Annotated in this window: 14 protein-coding genes; 13 read left to right on the top strand and 1 reads right to left on the bottom strand. The window is 65.4% G+C overall.

Features of this window, described 5'->3' with window-relative positions:
* Window positions 1-7 precede the first annotated feature (7 nt).
* The 12 genes from murD (at window position 8) to recN (ending at window position 16,270) form a co-directional block, all read left to right on the top strand.
* The gene (gene murD, locus BRA471DRAFT_RS28170) at window positions 8-1,408 is read left to right on the top strand and encodes a UDP-N-acetylmuramoyl-L-alanine--D-glutamate ligase (protein ID WP_007613540.1); all 1,401 of its coding nucleotides are present in this window, start codon (window positions 8-10) and stop codon (window positions 1,406-1,408) included.
* Between the two features lie 197 nt (window positions 1,409-1,605).
* Window positions 1,606-2,757: a putative lipid II flippase FtsW gene (gene ftsW, locus BRA471DRAFT_RS28165; RefSeq protein ID WP_007613538.1), complete on the top strand. Its 1,152-nt coding sequence runs from the start codon at window positions 1,606-1,608 to the stop codon at window positions 2,755-2,757.
* A 183-nt stretch (window positions 2,758-2,940) separates the two neighbouring features.
* Window positions 2,941-4,041, top strand: coding sequence for an undecaprenyldiphospho-muramoylpentapeptide beta-N-acetylglucosaminyltransferase (gene murG, locus BRA471DRAFT_RS28160; RefSeq protein ID WP_035974346.1), 1,101 nt, complete (start codon window positions 2,941-2,943; stop codon window positions 4,039-4,041).
* A 122-nt stretch (window positions 4,042-4,163) separates the two neighbouring features.
* Window positions 4,164-5,567, top strand: a complete 1,404-nt coding sequence (gene murC / locus BRA471DRAFT_RS28155; protein ID WP_007613535.1) for a UDP-N-acetylmuramate--L-alanine ligase — start codon at window positions 4,164-4,166, stop codon at window positions 5,565-5,567.
* Window positions 5,568-5,571: 4 nt separating this feature from the next.
* Window positions 5,572-6,492, top strand: coding sequence for a UDP-N-acetylmuramate dehydrogenase (gene murB / locus BRA471DRAFT_RS28150; protein WP_007613533.1), 921 nt, complete (start codon window positions 5,572-5,574; stop codon window positions 6,490-6,492).
* Window positions 6,493-6,514: 22 nt separating this feature from the next.
* Complete coding sequence (locus tag BRA471DRAFT_RS28145) at window positions 6,515-7,501, top strand: D-alanine--D-alanine ligase (protein WP_007613532.1); 987 nt, start codon at window positions 6,515-6,517, stop codon at window positions 7,499-7,501.
* A 350-nt stretch (window positions 7,502-7,851) separates the two neighbouring features.
* Window positions 7,852-8,880 carry a cell division protein FtsQ/DivIB gene (locus BRA471DRAFT_RS28140; RefSeq protein ID WP_007613531.1) on the top strand — a complete coding sequence of 343 codons (1,029 nt, stop codon included), beginning with the start codon at window positions 7,852-7,854 and terminating at the stop codon, window positions 8,878-8,880.
* Entirely contained in the window at window positions 8,877-10,199 is a 1,323-nt protein-coding gene (ftsA, locus tag BRA471DRAFT_RS28135; protein WP_007613530.1) for a cell division protein FtsA, read from the top strand. Before BRA471DRAFT_RS28140 ends, ftsA begins: the two co-directional genes overlap by 4 nt.
* Before the next feature lie 87 nt (window positions 10,200-10,286).
* Entirely contained in the window at window positions 10,287-12,092 is a 1,806-nt protein-coding gene (ftsZ, locus tag BRA471DRAFT_RS28130) for a cell division protein FtsZ (RefSeq protein WP_007613529.1), read from the top strand.
* A gap of 360 nt (window positions 12,093-12,452) precedes the next feature.
* Window positions 12,453-13,415 (top strand): UDP-3-O-acyl-N-acetylglucosamine deacetylase, encoded by a 963-nt coding sequence (gene lpxC / locus BRA471DRAFT_RS28125; protein WP_007613528.1) that lies wholly within the window; start codon window positions 12,453-12,455, stop codon window positions 13,413-13,415.
* Window positions 13,416-13,677: 262 nt separating this feature from the next.
* Entirely contained in the window at window positions 13,678-14,583 is a 906-nt protein-coding gene (locus BRA471DRAFT_RS28120; RefSeq protein WP_007613526.1) for an outer membrane protein assembly factor BamD, read from the top strand.
* 13 nt (window positions 14,584-14,596) lie between these two features.
* Entirely contained in the window at window positions 14,597-16,270 is a 1,674-nt protein-coding gene (recN, locus tag BRA471DRAFT_RS28115; protein ID WP_007613523.1) for a DNA repair protein RecN, read from the top strand.
* A gap of 89 nt (window positions 16,271-16,359) precedes the next feature.
* Here recN and BRA471DRAFT_RS28110 read toward each other — a convergent pair whose 3' ends face one another.
* A complete protein-coding gene (locus tag BRA471DRAFT_RS28110) occupies window positions 16,360-16,647 on the bottom strand; it encodes a GIY-YIG nuclease family protein (protein ID WP_007613521.1) in 288 nt (95 codons plus the stop codon).
* 120 nt (window positions 16,648-16,767) lie between these two features.
* On the opposite strand from BRA471DRAFT_RS28110, the gene ligA reads away from it, so the two are divergent.
* The gene (gene ligA, locus BRA471DRAFT_RS28105; protein ID WP_007613519.1) at window positions 16,768-18,921 is read left to right on the top strand and encodes an NAD-dependent DNA ligase LigA; all 2,154 of its coding nucleotides are present in this window, start codon (window positions 16,768-16,770) and stop codon (window positions 18,919-18,921) included.
* Window positions 18,922-19,012: the final 91 nt, after the last annotated feature.

Genomic DNA, 19,012 nt, shown 5'->3' with positions numbered 1-19,012 from the left:
CCGGTCGATGATCCCCGTCACGTCCTTTGCCGGCAAGACGGTCGCGGTGTTCGGCCTCGGCGGCTCGGGACTCGCGTCCTGTCACGCGTTGAAAGCGGGCGGCGCCGAGGTGATCGCCGCGGACGACAATGCCGAGAACGTCGCCAAGGCCGCGCAAGCAGGCTTCATCACGGCTGATTTGCGCAACGTCTCATGGGCGAATTTCGCCGCGCTGGTGCTCGCGCCCGGCGTGCCGCTGACCCACCCGGTGCCGCATTGGAGCGTGCTGAAGGCGCGCGAGGCCGCTATCGAGGTGATCGGCGACATCGAGCTGTTCTGCCGCGAACGGCGCCGCCACGCACCGGATGCGCCGTTCGTCGCCATCACCGGCACGAATGGTAAATCGACGACGACGGCGCTGATCGCGCATCTGACCAAGGTCGCCGGCTATGACACCCAGATGGGTGGTAATATCGGCACCGCGATCCTGTCGCTGGAGCCGCCGCGCATGGGTCGCGTCCACGTCATCGAGATGTCGTCCTACCAGATCGACCTCACGCCCTCGCTCGACCCCTCCGTCGGCATTCTGCTCAATGTCAGCGAGGACCACATCGATCGGCACGGCACCATCGCGCATTACGCCGCGGTGAAGGAGCGTCTCGTTGCCGGTGTGCAGGCCGGCGGCACCGCCATCGTCGGCGTCGACGACGGTTTTTGCCGCGATATCGCCGACCGGCTCGATCGCGCCGGCAAGAATGTGGTGCGCATCTCGGTCAGGAATCCGCTGGCCAGCGGCATCCATGTCGAGCATGGCAATATCGTGCGCAATTCGGGTGGCGCGCGCAGTGAAATCGCGGCACTCGGGGGCATCGGTTCTCTGCGCGGCCTGCACAATGCGCAGAATGCGGCCTGTGCCGCCGCCGCCGCACTCGCGATGGGCATCGATCTCGATGTCTTGCAGAACGGCCTGCGCAGCTTTCCGGGCCTCGCGCACCGCATGGAGCAGGTCGGCCGCCGCGGCAACGTGCTGTTCGTCAACGACTCCAAGGGCACCAATGCCGATGCCACGGCGCATGCGCTGTCGTCCTTTTCGGACATCTTCTGGATCGCCGGCGGCAAGCCGAAGGCCGGCGGAATCACCGGCCTCACCGGCTACTTCCCGCGCATCCGAAAGGCCTATTTGATTGGAGAGGCGGCGCGGGAATTTTCCGGCACGCTCGGTACGCAAGTGCCGCACGAGATCAGCCAGACTCTCGACGTCGCGGTCGAGCAAGCCGCGCGCGATGCGGAGGCGTCGGGCATCACTGACGCGGTCGTCCTGCTGTCACCCGCCTGCGCCTCCTTCGACCAGTATCGCAACTTCGAAATCCGCGGCACCAGGTTCGGCGAGCTGGTGCAGGCGCTGCCGGGCGTGAAGCCGGTGGTGTAGCGAGTTTCTCGTGTCCCGGACGCGCGTAGCGCGAGCCGGAACCCAGAAGTGACAATGGGCCCCGGCTCTGCAGCGCACCGCGAGGGCGCTGCGCTGCGTCCGGGGCACGAGACCCTTCAAAACTTGAACAGCTCCTTAACCCCCCGGTAACCAACCTCGGCGACCAATGGACCGACCTCTGTCCGAAAGCGGCCGCCATGCTCTCCCGTGAAGAACGCACCCCCTTTTCCGAGTGGTGGTGGACCGTCGACAAGCCGCTGATGGGGGCCATCCTGGCACTGATGCTGACCGGCGTGATCCTGTCGCTGGCAGCGAGCCCGCCGGTTGCGACCCGGATCGGGCTCGATCCTTTCCACTTCTTCAGCCGCCACGTGCTGTTCCTCCTCCCGTCCTGCATCGTGCTGCTCGGGGTGTCGTTCCTGTCGCCGCGGGCGATCCGCCGCTCGGCCCTGATCATCTTCGCGGCCAGCATCATTCTGATCGTGTTGACGCTCGCGATCGGCCCCGAGGTGAAGGGCTCGCGGCGCTGGATCACGCTGATCGGCGTCAATATCCAGGCCTCCGAAATCGCAAAGCCGTCGTTCGTCGTCATCGCCGCCTGGCTGTTTGCGGAATCGACCAAGCGGCCAGAGATGCCGGCGACCTCGATGGCGCTCGCGCTGCTCCTGATGCTGGTCTCGCTTCTCGTCATGGAGCCCGACTTCGGCCAGACCATGCTGATCCTGATGGTGTGGGGCTCGCTGTTCTTCATCGCGGGCATGCGGATGATCTGGGTGTTCGGGCTCGCCGGCCTGGGCGCCGCCGGGCTGTTCAGCGCCTATCTTTTTGTTCCCCACGTCGCTGGTCGCATCAAGCGCTTCATGAATCCGGCTTCGGGCGACACCTTCCAGGTCGATACCGCCATGGAGGCCTTCTACAATGGCGGCTGGTTCGGGCTCGGACCGGGCGAGGGTATCGCCAAGCGCAGCCTGCCGGACAGCCACACCGACTTCGTGTTCGCGGTTGCCGCCGAAGAGTTCGGCATCATCCTGTGCCTCGCGATGCTGGCACTGTTTGCTTTTGTCGTCATCCGCACGCTGTCGCGCGCCTATGCCAACGAGGACATGTTCTCGCGCTTCGCTGCTTCGGGTCTTGCGATCCTCTTCGGCGTGCAGGCCGCGATCAACATGTCGGTCAATCTCCAGCTCATCCCGGCCAAGGGCATGACGCTGCCCTTCATCTCCTATGGCGGCTCCTCGATCGTGTCGCTGGCCTATGGTGTCGGCATGATGCTCGCGCTGACGCGGCTGCGCCCGCGCACCGAGGTCGAGGCGAGCGGCCACGCCGAGGCGATGCGCACCTACGCGTGATCGCGTGTGCCGGACAAGCGCAGCGAAGCGGAGCGCAGAGCCGGGACCCAGAATGTCGCAGCAATGGGCCCCGGTTCAGCAGCGCACCACGCCGCCAAGGGCGGCGCGTTGCACTGCTCCCGGGGCACGAGCATTGTGTGGGCGGCTCGCAATGACGGGGGAGACACTGTAAAACTCCTCGCCATGGACACCTCCCCCCTGATTCTTCTCGCCGCGGGCGGCACCGGCGGCCATCTGTTTCCGGCCGAGGCGCTCGGCGTCGAGCTGATCCGGCGCGGATACCGGGTCCGCCTCGTCACCGACGAGCGCGCGCTGCGCTACAGCGGGCTGTTCACCAAGGACATGATCGACGTCGTATCGAGCGAGACCGCGCGCGGACGCAATCCGCTGCAACTCGCTTATGCCGGCCTGACGCTGGCGGCCGGCACGCTGTCCGCCTACAGCCTGATCAAGCGATTGAAGCCGGTCGCCGTCGTCGGCTTCGGCGGCTATCCGACGCTGCCGCCGCTGGTCGCGGCAAGATTCGCCGGCGTGCCCGGCATCATCCACGACGCCAATGCCGTGCTCGGTCGCGCCAACCGATTCCTGTCGAGCCGCGTTCGCGCCATCGCGACGTCGTTGCCTGGCGTGCTCGACCGCGATCCGGCGCTATCGGGCAAGACAACGACGGTCGGCACGCCGATGCGCCCCGCAATCCTCGCCGCAGCTGGCGTGCCATATGCTGCGCCTGAAGTGAACGGCCCGCTGCGGCTGCTCGTCGTTGGCGGCAGCCAGGGCGCGCGCATCATGGCCGACATCGTGCCGGGCGCGATCGAGCGCCTCGAGCCTGCACTGTGGAGCCGGCTCGTCCTCACCCAACAGGTGCGCGACGAGGACATGGCGCGCGTTCGTGCGGTCTACGACAGGCTGAAGGTCAAGACCGAGCTTGCGCCGTTTTTCACCGATCTGCCGGCACGGCTCGCCTCCAACCATCTGGTGGTGTCGCGCTCAGGCGCCGGCACCGTGGCCGAACTCGCCGCGATCGGGCGGCCCTCGATCCTGGTGCCGCTGCCGGGCGCGATCGACCAGGACCAGTTCGCCAATGCCGGCGTGCTGGCCAAGGTCGACGGTGCGATCCGCATTCCGCAAACCGAGTTTTCCTCCGATCGTCTCGCTGCCGAGATATCCGCCTTCGCCGCCGAGCCCGCGCGTCTTGCCGCCATGGCGCAGGCCGCCCGTGGCGCCGGCCGGCTCGACGCAGCGGAGCGGCTGGCCGATCTGGTAGCCAAAATCGCGGGAATCTGACGCGAAAAAGCCCTTGTCTTCGCCTTCTAAAGCGGGGCATCCAATAGGAAAGGCGCGCGGCTGATTTGCCGTGACCTTCGCCAGATGCCGCCTTTTCAGGTGGTGAGGTCAGGGAACAGAGCATGAGACTGCCGCGCGAGATCGGACCCATCCACTTCGTCGGGATCGGCGGGATCGGCATGAGCGGCATCGCCGAGGTGCTGCTCAATCTCGGCTATTCCGTGCAGGGTTCGGACGCCTCCGACAATTACAATCTCGACCGTCTGCGCAAGAACGGTGCGAGGGTCTCGGTCGGCCACAAGGCGGAGAACGTCGACGGGGCCGAGGTCGTCGTGGTCTCCACCGCGATCAAGCGCGACAATCCGGAACTGACCGCGGCGCGCGAACGGCGCATTCCGGTGGTGCGCCGCGCCGAGATGCTGGCCGAGTTGATGCGGCTGAAGAGCTGCGTCGCCATCGCCGGCACGCACGGCAAGACCACCACGACCACGATGGTCGCGACGCTGCTCGACGCCGGCGGTCTCGATCCCACCGTGATCAATGGCGGCATCATCAACGCCTACGGCTCCAACGCGCGGCTTGGCGCCGGCGACTGGATGGTGGTCGAAGCCGACGAGAGCGACGGCACGTTCCTGAAGTTGCCGACCGAGGTCGCGATCGTCACCAATGTCGATCCCGAGCATCTCGATCACTTCAAGACCTTCGAGGCTGTGCAGGACGCGTTCCGCCATTTCGTCGAGAACCTGCCATTCTATGGCTTCGCCGTGATGTGCATCGATCATCCCGTGGTGCAGACCCTTGTCGGCAAGATCGAGGATCGGCGCATCATCACCTACGGCGAGAATCCGCAGGCCGATGTGCGCTTCGTCGACCTCACCCCGATGGGCGGCGGTTCGAAGTTCAAGGTTGCCTTCCGCGATCGCAAGACGGGCACCGTGCACGAGATCGCCGATCTCATGCTGCCGATGCCGGGACGGCACAATGCCTCCAACGCGACCGCTGCGATTGCGGTGGCGCGCGAACTCGGCGTGTCGGACGAGGCGATCCGCAAGGCGATCGCCGGCTTCGGCGGCGTCAAGCGCCGCTTCACCAAGACCGGCGAGTGGAACGGCGTCACCGTCATCGACGACTACGGCCATCATCCGGTCGAGATCGCGGCGGTGCTGAAGGCGGCGCGGGAATCCACCAGCGGCAAGATTGTCGCCGTCGTGCAGCCGCATCGCTACACCCGGCTGCAGTCGCTGTTCGAGGAATTCTGCACCTGTTTCAATGATGCGGATGCGGTGATCGTCGCCGAGGTCTACGCCGCAGGCGAGGCGCCGATCGAGGGCATCGACCGCGACCATTTCGCCGCGGGTCTGCGCGCCCACGGCCACCGCGAGGTGATCCCGCTGCCGGCTACGTCCGATCTCGCCGGTATCGTCAAGGGCGTGGCGAAGTCGGGCGATCTCGTCGTGTGCCTAGGGGCCGGCAACATCACGCAATGGGCGTATGCCTTGCCGGATGAGTTGAAGGCGCTGGGGTAGGGCAGTGGGCTTCCCCGACATCACACCCGACCTCAAAGCCGCGATGCCCGATCTTCGTGGCCGGCTGCTGGCGAACCAGTCGCTCGCCGAGCTCACCTGGTTTCGCGTCGGTGGTCCCGCGCAGGTGCTGTTCACGCCGGCGGACGAGGACGATCTCGCCTACTTCCTCGCGCATCTCGCAGGCGACATTCCCGTCTATGTCGTTGGCGTCGGCTCCAACCTGATCGTACGCGACGGCGGCATTGCCGGCGTGGTGGTCCGTCTGGCGCCGCGCGCGTTCGGCGAGGCGAGCGCGAGCGGCGACGTGGTCACCGCGGGCGCGGCCGCGCTCGATAAGCGCGTGGCGGAAGTCGCCGCGTCGGCCAATATCGGCGGGCTCGAATTCTATTTCGGCATTCCCGGCACGATCGGCGGCGCGCTGCGCATGAATGCGGGCGCGAATGGCGGCGAGACCCGGGACGTGTTGATCGAGGCGCGAGGCGTCGGGCGCGACGGCACGAAGCACATCTTCTCCAACGCCGACATGAAGTTCGTCTACCGCAACAGCGGCGTCGATCCCTCCATCATCTTCACCTCCGCGCGCTTCCGCGGCGAGATCAGGGATGCCGACGCGATCCGCGCGCGCATGGCGGAAGTGCAGACCCATCGCGAGACCGCGCAGCCGATCCGCGAAAAGACCGGCGGCTCGACCTTCAAGAATCCGCCCGGCCATTCCGCCTGGAAGCTGGTCGATGCCGCCGGCTGCCGCGGTTTGCGCGTCGGCGGCGCCGAGGTCTCCGAGATGCACTGCAATTTCCTGATCAACACGGGCAATGCCACCGCGCACGACATCGAGACGCTGGGCGAGACCGTCCGTGAACGGGTGAAGGCAAATTCCGGAATTGAGCTACACTGGGAAATCAAGCGGATCGGAATTCCCGGCTAATTTGGACAAGCGACGAGAAAACATGCGCATCACCATCCTCTTCGGCGGCTCCAACCGCGAACGTCTGGTTTCGGTCGCTTCAGCCCAGGCGCTGCATCAGGCGCTGCCCGAGGCCGATCTCTGGTGGTGGGACGTCGAGGACAAGGTACATGTCGTGCAGTCAAAGCAGCTGCTCGAACATACCCGTCCGTTCGAGGACGAATTCAAGCCGGGCACGTCAGGCATTCCGCTGGAGCAGGCGCTCGACCAGGCCAGGGCGGAGAACCGCGTGCTGGTGCTCGGCCTGCACGGCGGGCGTGCCGAGAACGGCGAGTTGCAGGTGATGTGCGAAGCGCGCGGCGTGCCGTTCACCGGATCGGGCTCGGCCTCCTCGCATCTCGCGTTCGACAAGTTCGCGGCCAAGCATTTCGCCGCGCTCGGCGGCGTGTCGCCGCCGGCCAACATTGCGCTCGACCAGATCGACGAGGCCTTCGCCGAATTCGGCCGGCTGATCGCAAAGCCCGCGAAGGATGGCTCGAGCTACGGCCTGATCTTCGTCAACGCCAGGCAGGATCTCGTCGCCGTCCGCAATGCCGCCAAGCACGAAGAGTACGTGATCGAGCCCTACATCGCCGGCGTCGAGGCGACCTGCGGCGTGCTGGAGCGCCCGGATGGCTCGATCATCTCGCTGCCCCCGATCGAGATCATTCCCGGCGAGGGCAGTTTCGACTACGCGGCGAAGTACCTCTTGAAGTCGACCCAGGAGATCTGTCCCGGCCGCTTCGCGCCCGAAATCACCGCCGCGCTGAAGCAGCAGGCGATGCTGGCGCACCGGGCGATGTCCTGTACCGGCTATTCCCGTTCGGACTTCATCGTCTCGGACAAGGGGCTGGTCTATCTCGAAACCAACACGCTGCCCGGCCTGACCAAGTCCTCGCTCTACCCCAAGGCGCTGAAGGCCGAGGGCATCGCGTTCGTCGACTTCCTGCGCGGCCTGGTCGAGCTCGCTGTGGCCGGTGTGCGAAAATAATTAGGACTGGTTAACGACCGAACTGGCGAAACGGCCGGTTTTGGAACCCAAAACCGGTAAAATGCCGGATATTGCGGCATAAATGCCTCACAGGCCTGGGCAAAAAGCTCACGTCGTTAACGAACTTTACCTTTTGTTTACCAGGACGTCCGAAGGTTAACGCTGGCGGCGCATATGACGCTTTGGCTGCCGGCGCGTGGACCGTTGCGGGTGTTGTCAGCCCTAGCGAACGCTCTGAAGGGGAGAGGTTTTCTTCTGCTGAAGACCAGCACCCGGCCCGGTAAGTCCGAGACGTCATGTTCGCCAGGACCCGCGCGATGTCGCGGGCAAACTGTTGACGAGCTCGTGCAATGGATGGAGCAGGAAGCCTCACTCGGTCGCTTTTCAGATCGCTGAGGCCCCAAGCTGACCTGAAGGCGGCCGCTATCGGAGCGGTCGTGCTTCTGCGCGAGTGGGTGCAGGACAAGCGCCAGGAAAGAGTTCACGGCGCGCGTGCTGCCGCCAAGGAAAAGATCAGGGCCAAAGCCGTTATCGAGCGCGAGCCGCCGCCGCGGCTGGTTGCGCTTGTCGAGCGCTATCTGCCGCGCCGGATCGGGATCAGCATGACGGTGCTGCTCCTGATCGGAAGCTGCGGCTTCGGTATCGTCAAGGGCGGCCATCTCCAGGATTTCATCACGGCGGTCAACGACACCCGTAACGCGCTGGCCAATTCCGCCGGCTTCCGCATCACCTCCGTCGTGATCAACGGCCGCAAGCAGCTCAGCCAGGACGAGATCCTCGCGATCGGCGGCGTCAGCGGCCGATCCTCGCTGCTGTTCCTCGACGCCGACGCCGTGCGCGACAAGCTCAAGGCCAATCCCTGGATCGCGGATGCGACCGTGCTGAAGCTCTATCCGGGCCAGCTCATGATAGAGCTCACCGAGCGCAAGGCGTTCGCGCTGTGGCAGGAGGCCGGCCGGCTCTCCGTCATCTCCGATGACGGCGCCGTGCTCGAACCCTACGTCTCGCGCCGCTTCCTGTCGCTGCCGCTCGTGGTCGGCAAGGGCGCCGAGACGCAGGCCCGCGACTTCCTCGCGTTGCTGGCGCGCTATCCGCAGGTCAATTCCATCACCAAGGCCGCGATCTTCGTCGGGGAGCGGCGCTGGAACCTGAGGCTCAAGGACGGCCTCGACATCCGGCTGCCCGAACAGGACGTCGGCAACGCGCTTGCGATGCTGTCCAGGCTCGACAAGGAGGACAGGCTGTTCTCCCGCGACATCGTCGCGGTCGACCTGCGCCTGCCCGATCGGCTGGTGGTGCAGCTGTCCGAGGATGCCGCCAAGGCGCGCGACGATTTGTTCAAGGACAAGAAGAAGAAAAAGGCCGGGGACGCTGCATGACCGGTCTTGATCGCACCCAGACACCGAAGACACGCCCGATGCCGCACAAGCGCGGCGGCCTCGTCGCCTGCCTCGACATCGGCACCAGCAAGATCGCCTGCATGATCGCGCGGCTGAAGCCGTCGGCGCCGAGCGAAGCCTTGCGCGACCGGACCCATGCGGTGGAGCTGATCGGCTACAGCCAGATCCAGTCGCGCGGCATGAAGGCCGGCGCCGTGATCGATCTCGGCGAATGCGAGCAGGCGGTGCGACAGGCCGTCGGGCTCGCGGAAAAAATGGCCAAGGTGCGGGTCGAGTCCGTGCTGCTGTCGGTCTCCGGCGGCCGGCTCTCCGGTCAGCTGGTCGAGGCTGCGGCCGACATCCGCGGCGGCGCCGTGACGCCGGCCGATGTCAGCCGCGTCACCTCTACCGGCATGCGCCACGCCACCGGCGAAGGCCGCACCGTGCTGCACGCGCTGCCGGTCGGCTACACGCTCGACGGCGTCAAAGGCATCCGCGACCCCCGCGGCATGGTTGCGCATCAGTTCGGCATCGACATGAACGTCGTCACCTGCGACGCCACCGTGGCGCGGAACCTGATGCTGGCGGTCGAACGCTGCCACATCAACGTCGAAGCCATGGCGGCGAGCCCCTATGTGGCAGGCCTGTCCGTGCTGACCGACGACGAAGCCGATCTCGGCGCTGCCGTCGTCGAGATGGGCGCAGGCACCACCACGATCGCGGTCTTTTCCGGCGGCCGCTTCGTTCATGCCGCGGGTTTTGCGGTCGGCGGGCAACACATCACGATGGATCTGGCGCGCGGACTCTCCGCGACCATTGCCGATGCCGAGCGAATCAAGACGTTATACGGGACCGTCATCACCGGCGGATCGGACTCGCGTGAGCTGATGTCTGTACCGACAGCCGGTGACGAGCAGGATCTGCCGCAGATCGTCTCCCGCGCTACCATCGCCAACATTGTCAAACATCGTGCCGAGGAAGTCTTCGAAATGGTTCGGGACAAGCTGAAGGATTCGCCCTTCGCCTCGGAGCCCAACGGCCGCGTCGTGCTCTCGGGTGGGGCTTCACAGCTCACCGGTCTCGTCGAGCTCGGAACGCAGATTCTCGGCCGGCCCGTGCGGGTCGGACGTCCGCTCGGTTTCGGCCGGCTGCCCAACGAGGCGAAGAACGCCGCCTTCGCGGTGCCGGCCGGACTGCTCGTCTACCCGCAATATGTTCACCACGAACATGTCGAACCGCGGCATACGCGGCAGCAGGTCAGGACGGGGACCGGCGGGTATTTCGGAAAGGTCGGACGATGGCTACGCGAGGGCTTCTGATGACTCCTTCCCGCAATATTCGATTTTCACCAACTCCCGCGGCCGCCGGCCGGGGCGAACCCACGCGCGCGTGATCGAGAGGCAAACATGACCATCAGCATCAATGTTCCTGATATTCACGAACTGAAGCCCCGCATCACCGTGTTCGGCGTCGGCGGAGCCGGTGGTAACGCCGTCAACAACATGATCACGGCGGGCCTGCAGGGCGTCGACTTCGTGGTCGCCAACACCGACGCGCAGGCGCTGACGATGTCGAAGGCGCAGCGCATCGTGCAGATGGGCACGGCCGCCACGCAAGGGTTGGGCGCAGGTTCGCAGCCGGTCGTCGGCGCGGCCGCGGCCGAAGAAGTCATGGACGAACTCCGCGATCATCTCTCGGGCGCCAACATGGTGTTCGTCACAGCCGGCATGGGCGGCGGCACCGGTACCGGTGCGGCTCCCGTGATCGCCAAGATCGCGCGCGAGATGGGCATCCTCACTGTCGGCGTCGTGACCAAGCCGTTCCACTTCGAGGGCGGCCGCCGCATGCGCACCGCGGAAGCGGGTATCAACGAGCTGCACAAGGTCGTCGATACGCTGCTGATCATCCCGAACCAGAATCTGTTCCGGGTCGCCAACGAGAAGACCACCTTCGCCGACGCCTTCGCGATGGCCGACCAGGTGCTCTATTCGGGCGTTGCCTGCATCACCGACCTGATGGTCAAGGAAGGCCTGATCAATCTCGACTTCGCCGACGTCCGCGCCGTCATGCGCGAGATGGGCAAGGCGATGATGGGCACGGGCGAAGCCTCCGGCGACAAGCGCGCGCTGACCGCCGCCGAAGCCGCGATCGCCAACCCGCTGATCGACGATAGCTCGATGAAGGGAGCCAAGGGCCTCCTGATCTCCATCACCGGCGGCAAGGATCTCACTTTGTTCGAGGTCGACGAAGCTGCGACCCGCATCCGCGAGGAAGTCGACCAGGACGCCAACATCATCGTCGGCGCCACCTTCGACGAGGCCCTCGACGGCCTGATCCGCGTCTCGGTCGTCGCCACCGGCATCGAGCAGGCCGCGATCGCGCGCAACAGCCAGGCCACCAGCGCTCCCGTGGCGAATCCTGCACCGCAGGCGCAGCAGGCTCCCGCCGCTCCGGCCGCGGCTGCCGAGAGCCGTCTTGCCGATTTGACCGCACGGCTGCGCGCCGACAATCAGCGCATGGCCGAGCGCGCCCAGAAGTTCGAAGCGCAGAGCCCGGCCGCCGGAACGGGCCAGTTTGCCGCCGCTCCCACGGCTCCGCGTCCGAACGTCGAGCGCGCTGCGCTTGCCGCCATCGCCGCCGCCGTTGCGGACGTCCCGCAGGCTCCCGCGCCGATGCAGACCTATGGCGATGTCACCGTGCGCCCGATCGCGCAGAAGCCGACGCTGTTCCCGGAGCCCGAGCAGGCGCCGATGGCCATGCATGAGCCGATGACGCCGGAAACCTTCATCCCGCCGCAGGCCGAGCGTGCGCCGGTCCGCACGCCGCGGATGCCGCGTATCGAGGAACTTCCGATGCCCGCCCAGGCCGAGCTTCGCCAGGCCCGCGGCGAGGTCGAGGAGGAGACCCCGCAGAAGACCCGGCTGTCGCTGCTGCAGCGCCTCGCCAATGTCGGCCTCGGCCGTCGTGACGAGGAGAGCGAGGCGCCGATCGCAGCCCGCACCGCCGGTCCCGCGATGCCGCCGCTGCCCGATCGCCGCCCCCAGAAGACCGTGGCGCAGCAAATCGCTTCCGCCGAGCCGGTGTCTGAGTATGCCCGTCGTCCCGCGCCGCAGGGGCTGGACATGCACGGTCGTCCCGCGCCTGTTGCCCCGGCGCCACAGGGAGATGACCATCTTGATATCCCGGCCTTCCTGCGGCGGCAGGCGACCTGAGGATTGTTACAATAAGGCAGACGAAAAAAGGTCCCGGCGGGAAGCTTGCCGGGACCTTTTCTTTTGCCCCGTGCATGTCCGGATTGCGTAGCCAAGCAACTGATTTTAAATCATTAATTACGTATTCGATGGTTCAGTAAAACTGCTGAAAACGGCTCCGAACTCCGGTCCAATTTGGTTAAGCCTTGGCGCGAATACGGCGGGTTTGGGGTAACAATCGGTAAAAAAGCGTGAGTTGGCGCTGTTTGAGGCAGTGACTATGGTTTGCCGTGACTTGGGGATACGGATTCGGAACGAGCGGTCCAGGCCGCTCAGTCGGGTTCAGTATAAGTCGCGATGGTCGTAGTGGGGCGGTTCCTGATGAAATTTAGCCGGCAAACAACGCTTCGTGCGCAAGCCAGTGTGGCAGGCGTCGGCGTTCATTCCGGTCTTCCCGTCACGCTTACGCTTGGACCTGCGCCTGTCGACGCGGGCTTTGTTTTTGTCCGCACCGGGCTCGAGGGAAGCGATCGCGAAGTCCAGGCCACCGCCGAGCAGGTGATCGCGACCGATTTCGCCACCGTCCTCGGTGATCGCGACGGTCCGCTGGTTTCCACCGCCGAGCATGTGCTTGCTGCACTGCGGGGCATGGGCGTCGACAACGCCATCATCGAGATCGACGGGCCGGAAGTGCCGATCATGGACGGCAGCGCGGCAGCCTTCGTTGCGGCGATCGACCAGGCCGGCATCGTGACCCAGCCGGCACAGCGCCGCTTCATCCAGGTTTTGAAGCCGATCTCGGTCAAGATCGGCGACTCCTTCGGTGAGATCAGGCCCTATGCCGACGGGTTCCGCGCCGAGGTCGAGATCGACTTTACCAATCCTGTCATCGGCCAGCAGAGCTACGCCTTCGACCTGAACCCGGAGCGTTTCCGCCGCGAAGTCGGCCGGGCCCGGACTTTCGGCCTGATGTGCGACGTCGCGCGGCTCTGGAGCGCCGGCTATGCGCTCGGCGCCTCGTTCGACAACACCGTCGTGTTCGACGAGGAGCGGCTGCTCAACACCGAAGGCCTGCGCTACGCCGACGAATGCGCCCGCCACAAGGTGCTGGACGTGATTGGCGACCTCGCGCTGGCCGGTCTGCCGCTGCTCGGCGCCTACCGCTCGGTACGTGGCGGCCACAAGCTCAACCACGCCGTCCTGACTGCGTTGCTCGCCGACCGCACCGCCTGGCGGGTGGTTGAGGGCGAGGCAGCCCGCCGCACCACGCGTCCGGTGGCCGAAACCGGTCGCGGCATCGTCGGTGGCCGGATCGCCGCGGTCTACGGACCGGACGTTTCCTAAAAGAGAAACGGGTCCTGCGAAGACCCGTTGCCATGGGCGTCTTGTGGCGGCTTTCCCCGGGAAACTCCTGGTAACGATGATCGGCTAGGATTGCGGCGCGTTCGCCTTAATCCGGGCGGAATGCCTGCCTATCCGGTTGGTTGAAGATCGTTTTTCGGTTACACCGGCGTGGCTGCATGGCACGCACCACGGCTATATTTCGCGCCCAGGACGGGTTCATGGGCTGGCGGACACCGCATCACAGGGCGTCAGGGCAATACTCATGTCGGCACAGCGTATGACGCGCGGATATCTTCAGGTCTGGTCTCGAGAGGTCTCGTCTCGAGCCCGTGGGTTGCTTCAGGTTGTCGCCCTCTTCGTGCTCGCGCTGCCGCTGGCCGGCTGCGGCACCGGCGCGCTTTGGGACAAGTTCATCGCCAAGGACGACACCTTCGTCGAGGAGCCCGCCGACAAGATCTACAATGAGGGCCTGTACCTCATGAACGAGAAGAAGGACATGAAGGCGGCGAACAAGAAGTTCGAAGAGGTCGACCGCCAGCATCCATATTCCGACTGGGCCCGCAAATCGTTGCTGATGTCGGCCTACGCGTCCTACCAGGGCGGCGACTACGACAGCTGCATCGGCGCGGCCACCCGCTACGTCACGCTGCATCCCGGCAGCCCGGATGCGGCCTACGCGCAATATCTGATTGCCGCCTCGCATTACGACCAGATTCCGGACATCAGCCGCGACCAGACCCGCACCGAGAAGGCGATCGCCTCGCTGGAAGAGGTGGTGCGCAAATATCCGACCTCCGAATATGCGACCTCGGCCAAGGCCAAGATCGAAGGTGCGCGCGACCAGCTCGCCGGCAAGGAAATGAACGTCGGCCGCTACTACGCACAGAAGCGCGACTACACGGCGGCGATCAACCGTTACAAGGCCGTGGTGACGCAGTACCAGACCACCCGCCATGTCGAGGAGGCGCTGTACCGCCTGACCGAGGCCTATATGGCGATCGGCATCGTCGGCGAGGCCCAGACGGCCGCCGCCGTGCTCGGGCACAATTTTCCTGACAGTCGCTGGTACAAGGACGCCTATAATCTTGTAAAATCAGGCGGTCTCGAACCGAGCGAGAATCAGGGGTCCTGGATTAGCAAGACCTTCAAGAAAATGGGTCTCGGCTAGGAAATAGAATTCCATGCTGGCGCGTCTGTCGATCCGTGACATCGTCCTGATCGAACGGCTCGATATCGAATTTGCACCGGGCCTCGCGGTTTTGACCGGCGAGACCGGTGCGGGCAAATCCATCCTGCTCGATGCCTTTGCGTTGGCGCTCGGCGGCCGCGGCGATGCCGGCCTCGTGCGGCATGGGGCGGAGCAGGGGCAGGTCACTGCCGTATTCGATATCCCAAAAAACCATCCCGCGGCCAAAATCCTCGCGGAGAACGGGCTGGAGGATACCGGCGAGATGATTCTCCGCCGGGTCCAGCTCGCCGACGGCCGCACCCGCGCCTTCATCAACGACCAGGCGATCAGCGTGCAGACGCTGAAGGCGGTCGGGGCCGCCCTGGTCGAGATCCACGGACAGCACGACGAGCGCGCGCTGGTCGATGCCGCCACCCACCGCCGCCTGCTCGACGCCTTCGCCGGTCTCGAAAAGGACGTCTCGGCGGTCGAAGCGCTCTGGGACGCCCGCCGCACCGCCAACAATGCGCTGGAGGAGCATCGCGCCGGCATGGAGCGCGCCGCGCGCGAAGCCGACTACCTCCGTCACGCCTCTGACGAATTGAAGCAGCTCGCGCCCAGGGACGGCGAGGAGACCTCGCTGGCCTCCCGTCGGACCACGATGATGCAGGGCGAGAAGATCGCCTCCGACCTGCGCGAGGCGCAGGAGGCGGTCGGCGGCCATCATTCGCCGGTCGCCTCGCTCTCGGCCGCCGTGCGGCGGCTGGAGCGCCGCGGCGTCAACGCGCCGGCGCTGGTCGAGCCCGCGGTGAGGGCGATCGACATCGCCATCAACGCGCTGGAGGAAGCCGACCAGCATCTGCAGGCGGCGCTTGCCGCGACCGATTTCGATCCCTCGGAGCTCGAACGCATCGAGGAGCGGTTGTTCGCGCTGCGCGCCGCCTCGCGCAAATATTCGACGCCGGTCGACGGGCTCGCCGCGCTTGCCGCCAGATATGCCGCCGATGTCGTTCTGATCGATGCCGGCGCCTCACGGCTGAAGAAGCTGGAGCAGGCCGCGATCGAGGCCGATGCGCGCTATGCGGCGGCCGCCAAGAAGCTGTCGATGGCGCGGCAGAAATCGGCGGAGAAGCTCAACAAGGCGGTCAATGCCGAGCTCGCGCCGCTCAAGCTCGAACGCGCCAAGTTCATGACCCAGGTCCAGACCGACGAGGCAGCTCCGGGGCCGCAAGGGTTCGATCGCGTCGAGTTCTGGGTGCAGACCAACCCGGGCACCAAGCCAGGGCCGATGATGAAGGTCGCCTCCGGCGGCGAGCTGTCGCGTTTCCTGCTGGCGCTCAAGGTCGTGCTGTCCGACCGCGGCTCGGCGCCGACCCTGGTCTTCGACGAAATCGACACCGGCGTCGGCGGCGCGGTCGCGGACGCGATCGGCGGACGGCTGGCGCGCCTCGCCGGCAAGGTCCAGGTGATGGCCGTCACCCACGCCCCGCAGGTCGCTGCCCGTGCCGACCAGCATCTGCTGATCTCCAAGGACGCACTGGACAAGGGCAAGCGCGTCGCCACCCGCGTCAATGCGCTCGCCGCCGACCACCGCCGCGAGGAGATCGCGCGGATGCTCGCCGGCGCCGAGATCACCGCCGAGGCGAGGGCCGCCGCGGACCGGCTGCTCAAGGCGGCGACGGCTTGATTGCCACCGTCATTCCGGGCGCACGAAGTGCGAACCCGGAATCTCGAGATTCCGGGTCTGGTCCTTCGGACCATCCCGGAATGACTCTTTCAATTGCAGATCGACTCGTAACGATCATCCCAATTCGGATTGTCTTTCTCGATCAGTTGAATCTTCCATGCGCGCTTCCACTTCTTCAGCTCTTTTTCGCGCGTTATCGCCGAGACTGGGTCATCATAAGTCTCGAACCAAACCAGCCGCGTGATGTTGTATTTCGCCGTGAAGCCCGGAACGGCTTTGATTTGATGCTCATAGACGCGCCGTATGAGGTCGTTGGTGACGCCCACATAGATTGCTCCGTCGCGCCGGCTTGCTAGGATATAGACGTAATACGCCATGACTCCCGAGCCTTTCTCAACTGTCATTCCGGAGTGTACGAAGAGCGAGCCTGGAATCTCGAGGTTCCGGGTCTGGTCCTTCGGACCATCCCGGAACGACGAGGCACAACCATAAGTATAATGACAAGAGCAGCAAAATCGAAATCAACACCGCTTCGCGACGTTGCCGGCCTCACCAAGGCGCAGGCCAAGGTCGAGCACATGCGGCTCGCGCTCGAGATCGAGGGGCACAACGAGCGCTACTACCAGGACGACGCGCCCACCGTCACCGACGCCGAGTATGACGCGCTGCGCCAGCGCTTCAACGCGATCGAGAAGCGTTTTCCGGAATTCGTCAGTGCAGACTCTCCGTCGCAGAAAGTCGGTGCTGCACCGTCGGGCCGCTTCAAGAAGGTGCGGCATGCCGTTCCCATGCTGTCGCTCGACAACGCCTTTGCGGAAGAGGATCTGCGCGACTTCGTCGGTCGTATCGTGCGCTTCCTGAAGCTCGACGACGACAAGATCGATTTCTCCGCCGAGCCGAAGATCGACGGCCTCTCGATGTCGCTGCGCTACGAGGGCGGTGAACTCGTCACCGCGGCGACTCGCGGCGACGGCGCGGTCGGCGAGGACGTCACCGCCAACATCCGCACGCTCGAGGACGTGCCGCAGAAGCTGAAGGGCCGCAACGTCCCCGACATCTGCGAGGTGCGCGGCGAGGTCTACATGACCAAGAAGGCCTTCCTGGCGCTCAACGAGCGGCAGAAGGCGGAGGGCAGCACCATCTTCGCCAATCCGCGCAACTCGGCCGCGGGCTCGCTCCGGCAGAAGGATCCGACCATCACCGCCTCGCGCCCCCTCGGCTTCTTCGCCTATGCCTGGGGTGAGATGAGCGCGATGCCGGAGGGCACGCAGAGCGGCATGATCGGTTGGTTCGAGCGCTGCGGCTTCAAGACCAACCCGCTGACCAAGCTCTGTCACTCCGTCGAGGAGCTGCTGGCGTTTCATCACGCGATCGAGGAGCAGCGCGCAAAGCTCGACTACGACATCGACGGCGTCGTCTACAAGGTCGATCGCATCGACTGGCAGGAACGGCTCGGCTTCGTCTCGCGCACGCCGCGCTGGGGTATTGCCCACAAATTTCCGGCCGAGCGCGCCACGACGGTGCTGCGCGACATCGAGATCCAGGTCGGCCGTACCGGCTCCTTCACGCCGGTGGGCAAGCTCGAACCGGTCGGCGTCGGCGGCGTGATCGTGCAGAACGTCACGCTGCACAACGAGGACTACATCAAGGGCATCGGCAACAAGGGCGAGGTGCTGCGCGAGGGCCGCGACATCAGGATCGGCGACACCGTCGTGATCCAGCGCGCCGGCGACGTCATCCCGCAGGTGGTCGACGTCGTTCTCGACAAGCGGCCGAAGGCTGCCAGGGAATTCCAGTTTCCGAAGAAGTGCCCGTGCCCGCTGCATACCGACGTCGTGCGAGGAGAGACGGCCGCTGGCGAAGAGGAAGCACGCGCCCGTTGTACCGGCGAGTTCGCCTGCCCCTATCAGAAGATCGAGCACCTGAAGCTGTTCGTGTCGCGGCGCGCCTTCGACATCGACGGCCTGGGCGAGAAGCAGCTCCAGTACTTCTTCGACGAGGGTTTTGTGAAGGAGCCAGCCGACATCTTCACGCTGGAAAAGCGCAATTCGAAGCTCAAGCTCGAGGACATCGAGGGTTACGGCGCAACTTCGGTGCGCAATTTGTTCAGCGCGATCGAGAGCCGTCGCAAGATTGCACTGGAGCGCTTTATCTACGCGCTCGGCATGCGCCATATCGGCGAGACCACGGCGCTGGCGCTGGCGCGCGGCTACGGCTCCTGGGACGCCTTCCACGACGCCAGCCTGAAGGTCGCCAAGGGCGACGAGGAGGCGATGGCCGAGATGGATGCGCTCGACCAGATCGGCGAGACCGTGATCAAGAGCATCGCCGATTATTTCGGCGAGAGCCACAATCGCGGCATCGTCGAGCGGCTCACCAGGGAAGTCGAGATCATCGACGCCGAGAAGCCGAAGAGCAACTCCGCAGTCGCCGGCAAGACCGTGGTGTTCACGGGCTCGCTGGAGAAGATGACGCGCGACGAGGCCAAGGCCACCGCTGAGCGGCTAGGCGCAAAAGTGTCCGGATCGGTGTCCAAGAAAACCGATTTCGTCGTCGCCGGCCCCGGCGCGGGCTCGAAGCTCGCGGAAGCCAACAAGCATGGCGTCAAGGTGCTGACCGAGGACGAGTGGTTGCAGCTGATCGGGGAGTGATGTTTTCTTCCGTCATTCCGGGGCGATGCGCAGCATCGAACCCGGAATCTCGAGATTCCGGGTTCGCACTTCGTGCGCCCCGGAATGACGA

It is taken from the genome of Bradyrhizobium sp. WSM471 (genome assembly GCF_000244915.1).
GTDB lineage: Bacteria > Pseudomonadota > Alphaproteobacteria > Rhizobiales > Xanthobacteraceae > Bradyrhizobium.
The sequence above is the reverse complement of the archived record's forward strand: the minus strand, read 5'-3'. Positions and strand labels throughout refer to the sequence as shown.

Bases quoted from the DNA above. Each gene is read 5' to 3' on its own strand.
- BRA471DRAFT_RS28140 (WP_007613531.1), top strand. From the start codon at position 7,852: ATGGATGGAGCAGGAAGCCTCACTCGGTCGCTTTTCAGATCGCTGAGG.
- murG (WP_035974346.1), top strand. From the start codon at position 2,941: ATGGACACCTCCCCCCTGATTCTTCTCGCCGCGGGCGGCACCGGCGGC.
- ftsZ (WP_007613529.1), top strand. From the start codon at position 10,287: ATGACCATCAGCATCAATGTTCCTGATATTCACGAACTGAAGCCCCGC.
- murD (WP_007613540.1), top strand. From the start codon at position 8: ATGATCCCCGTCACGTCCTTTGCCGGCAAGACGGTCGCGGTGTTCGGC.
- recN (WP_007613523.1), top strand. From the start codon at position 14,597: ATGCTGGCGCGTCTGTCGATCCGTGACATCGTCCTGATCGAACGGCTC.
- murC (WP_007613535.1), top strand. From the start codon at position 4,164: ATGAGACTGCCGCGCGAGATCGGACCCATCCACTTCGTCGGGATCGGC.
- BRA471DRAFT_RS28120 (WP_007613526.1), top strand. From the start codon at position 13,678: ATGTCGGCACAGCGTATGACGCGCGGATATCTTCAGGTCTGGTCTCGA.
- ligA (WP_007613519.1), top strand. From the start codon at position 16,768: ATGACAAGAGCAGCAAAATCGAAATCAACACCGCTTCGCGACGTTGCC.
- ftsW (WP_007613538.1), top strand. From the start codon at position 1,606: ATGCTCTCCCGTGAAGAACGCACCCCCTTTTCCGAGTGGTGGTGGACC.
- BRA471DRAFT_RS28145 (WP_007613532.1), top strand. From the start codon at position 6,515: ATGCGCATCACCATCCTCTTCGGCGGCTCCAACCGCGAACGTCTGGTT.
- ftsA (WP_007613530.1), top strand. From the start codon at position 8,877: ATGACCGGTCTTGATCGCACCCAGACACCGAAGACACGCCCGATGCCG.
- BRA471DRAFT_RS28110 (WP_007613521.1), bottom strand. From the start codon at position 16,647: ATGGCGTATTACGTCTATATCCTAGCAAGCCGGCGCGACGGAGCAATC.
- lpxC (WP_007613528.1), top strand. From the start codon at position 12,453: ATGAAATTTAGCCGGCAAACAACGCTTCGTGCGCAAGCCAGTGTGGCA.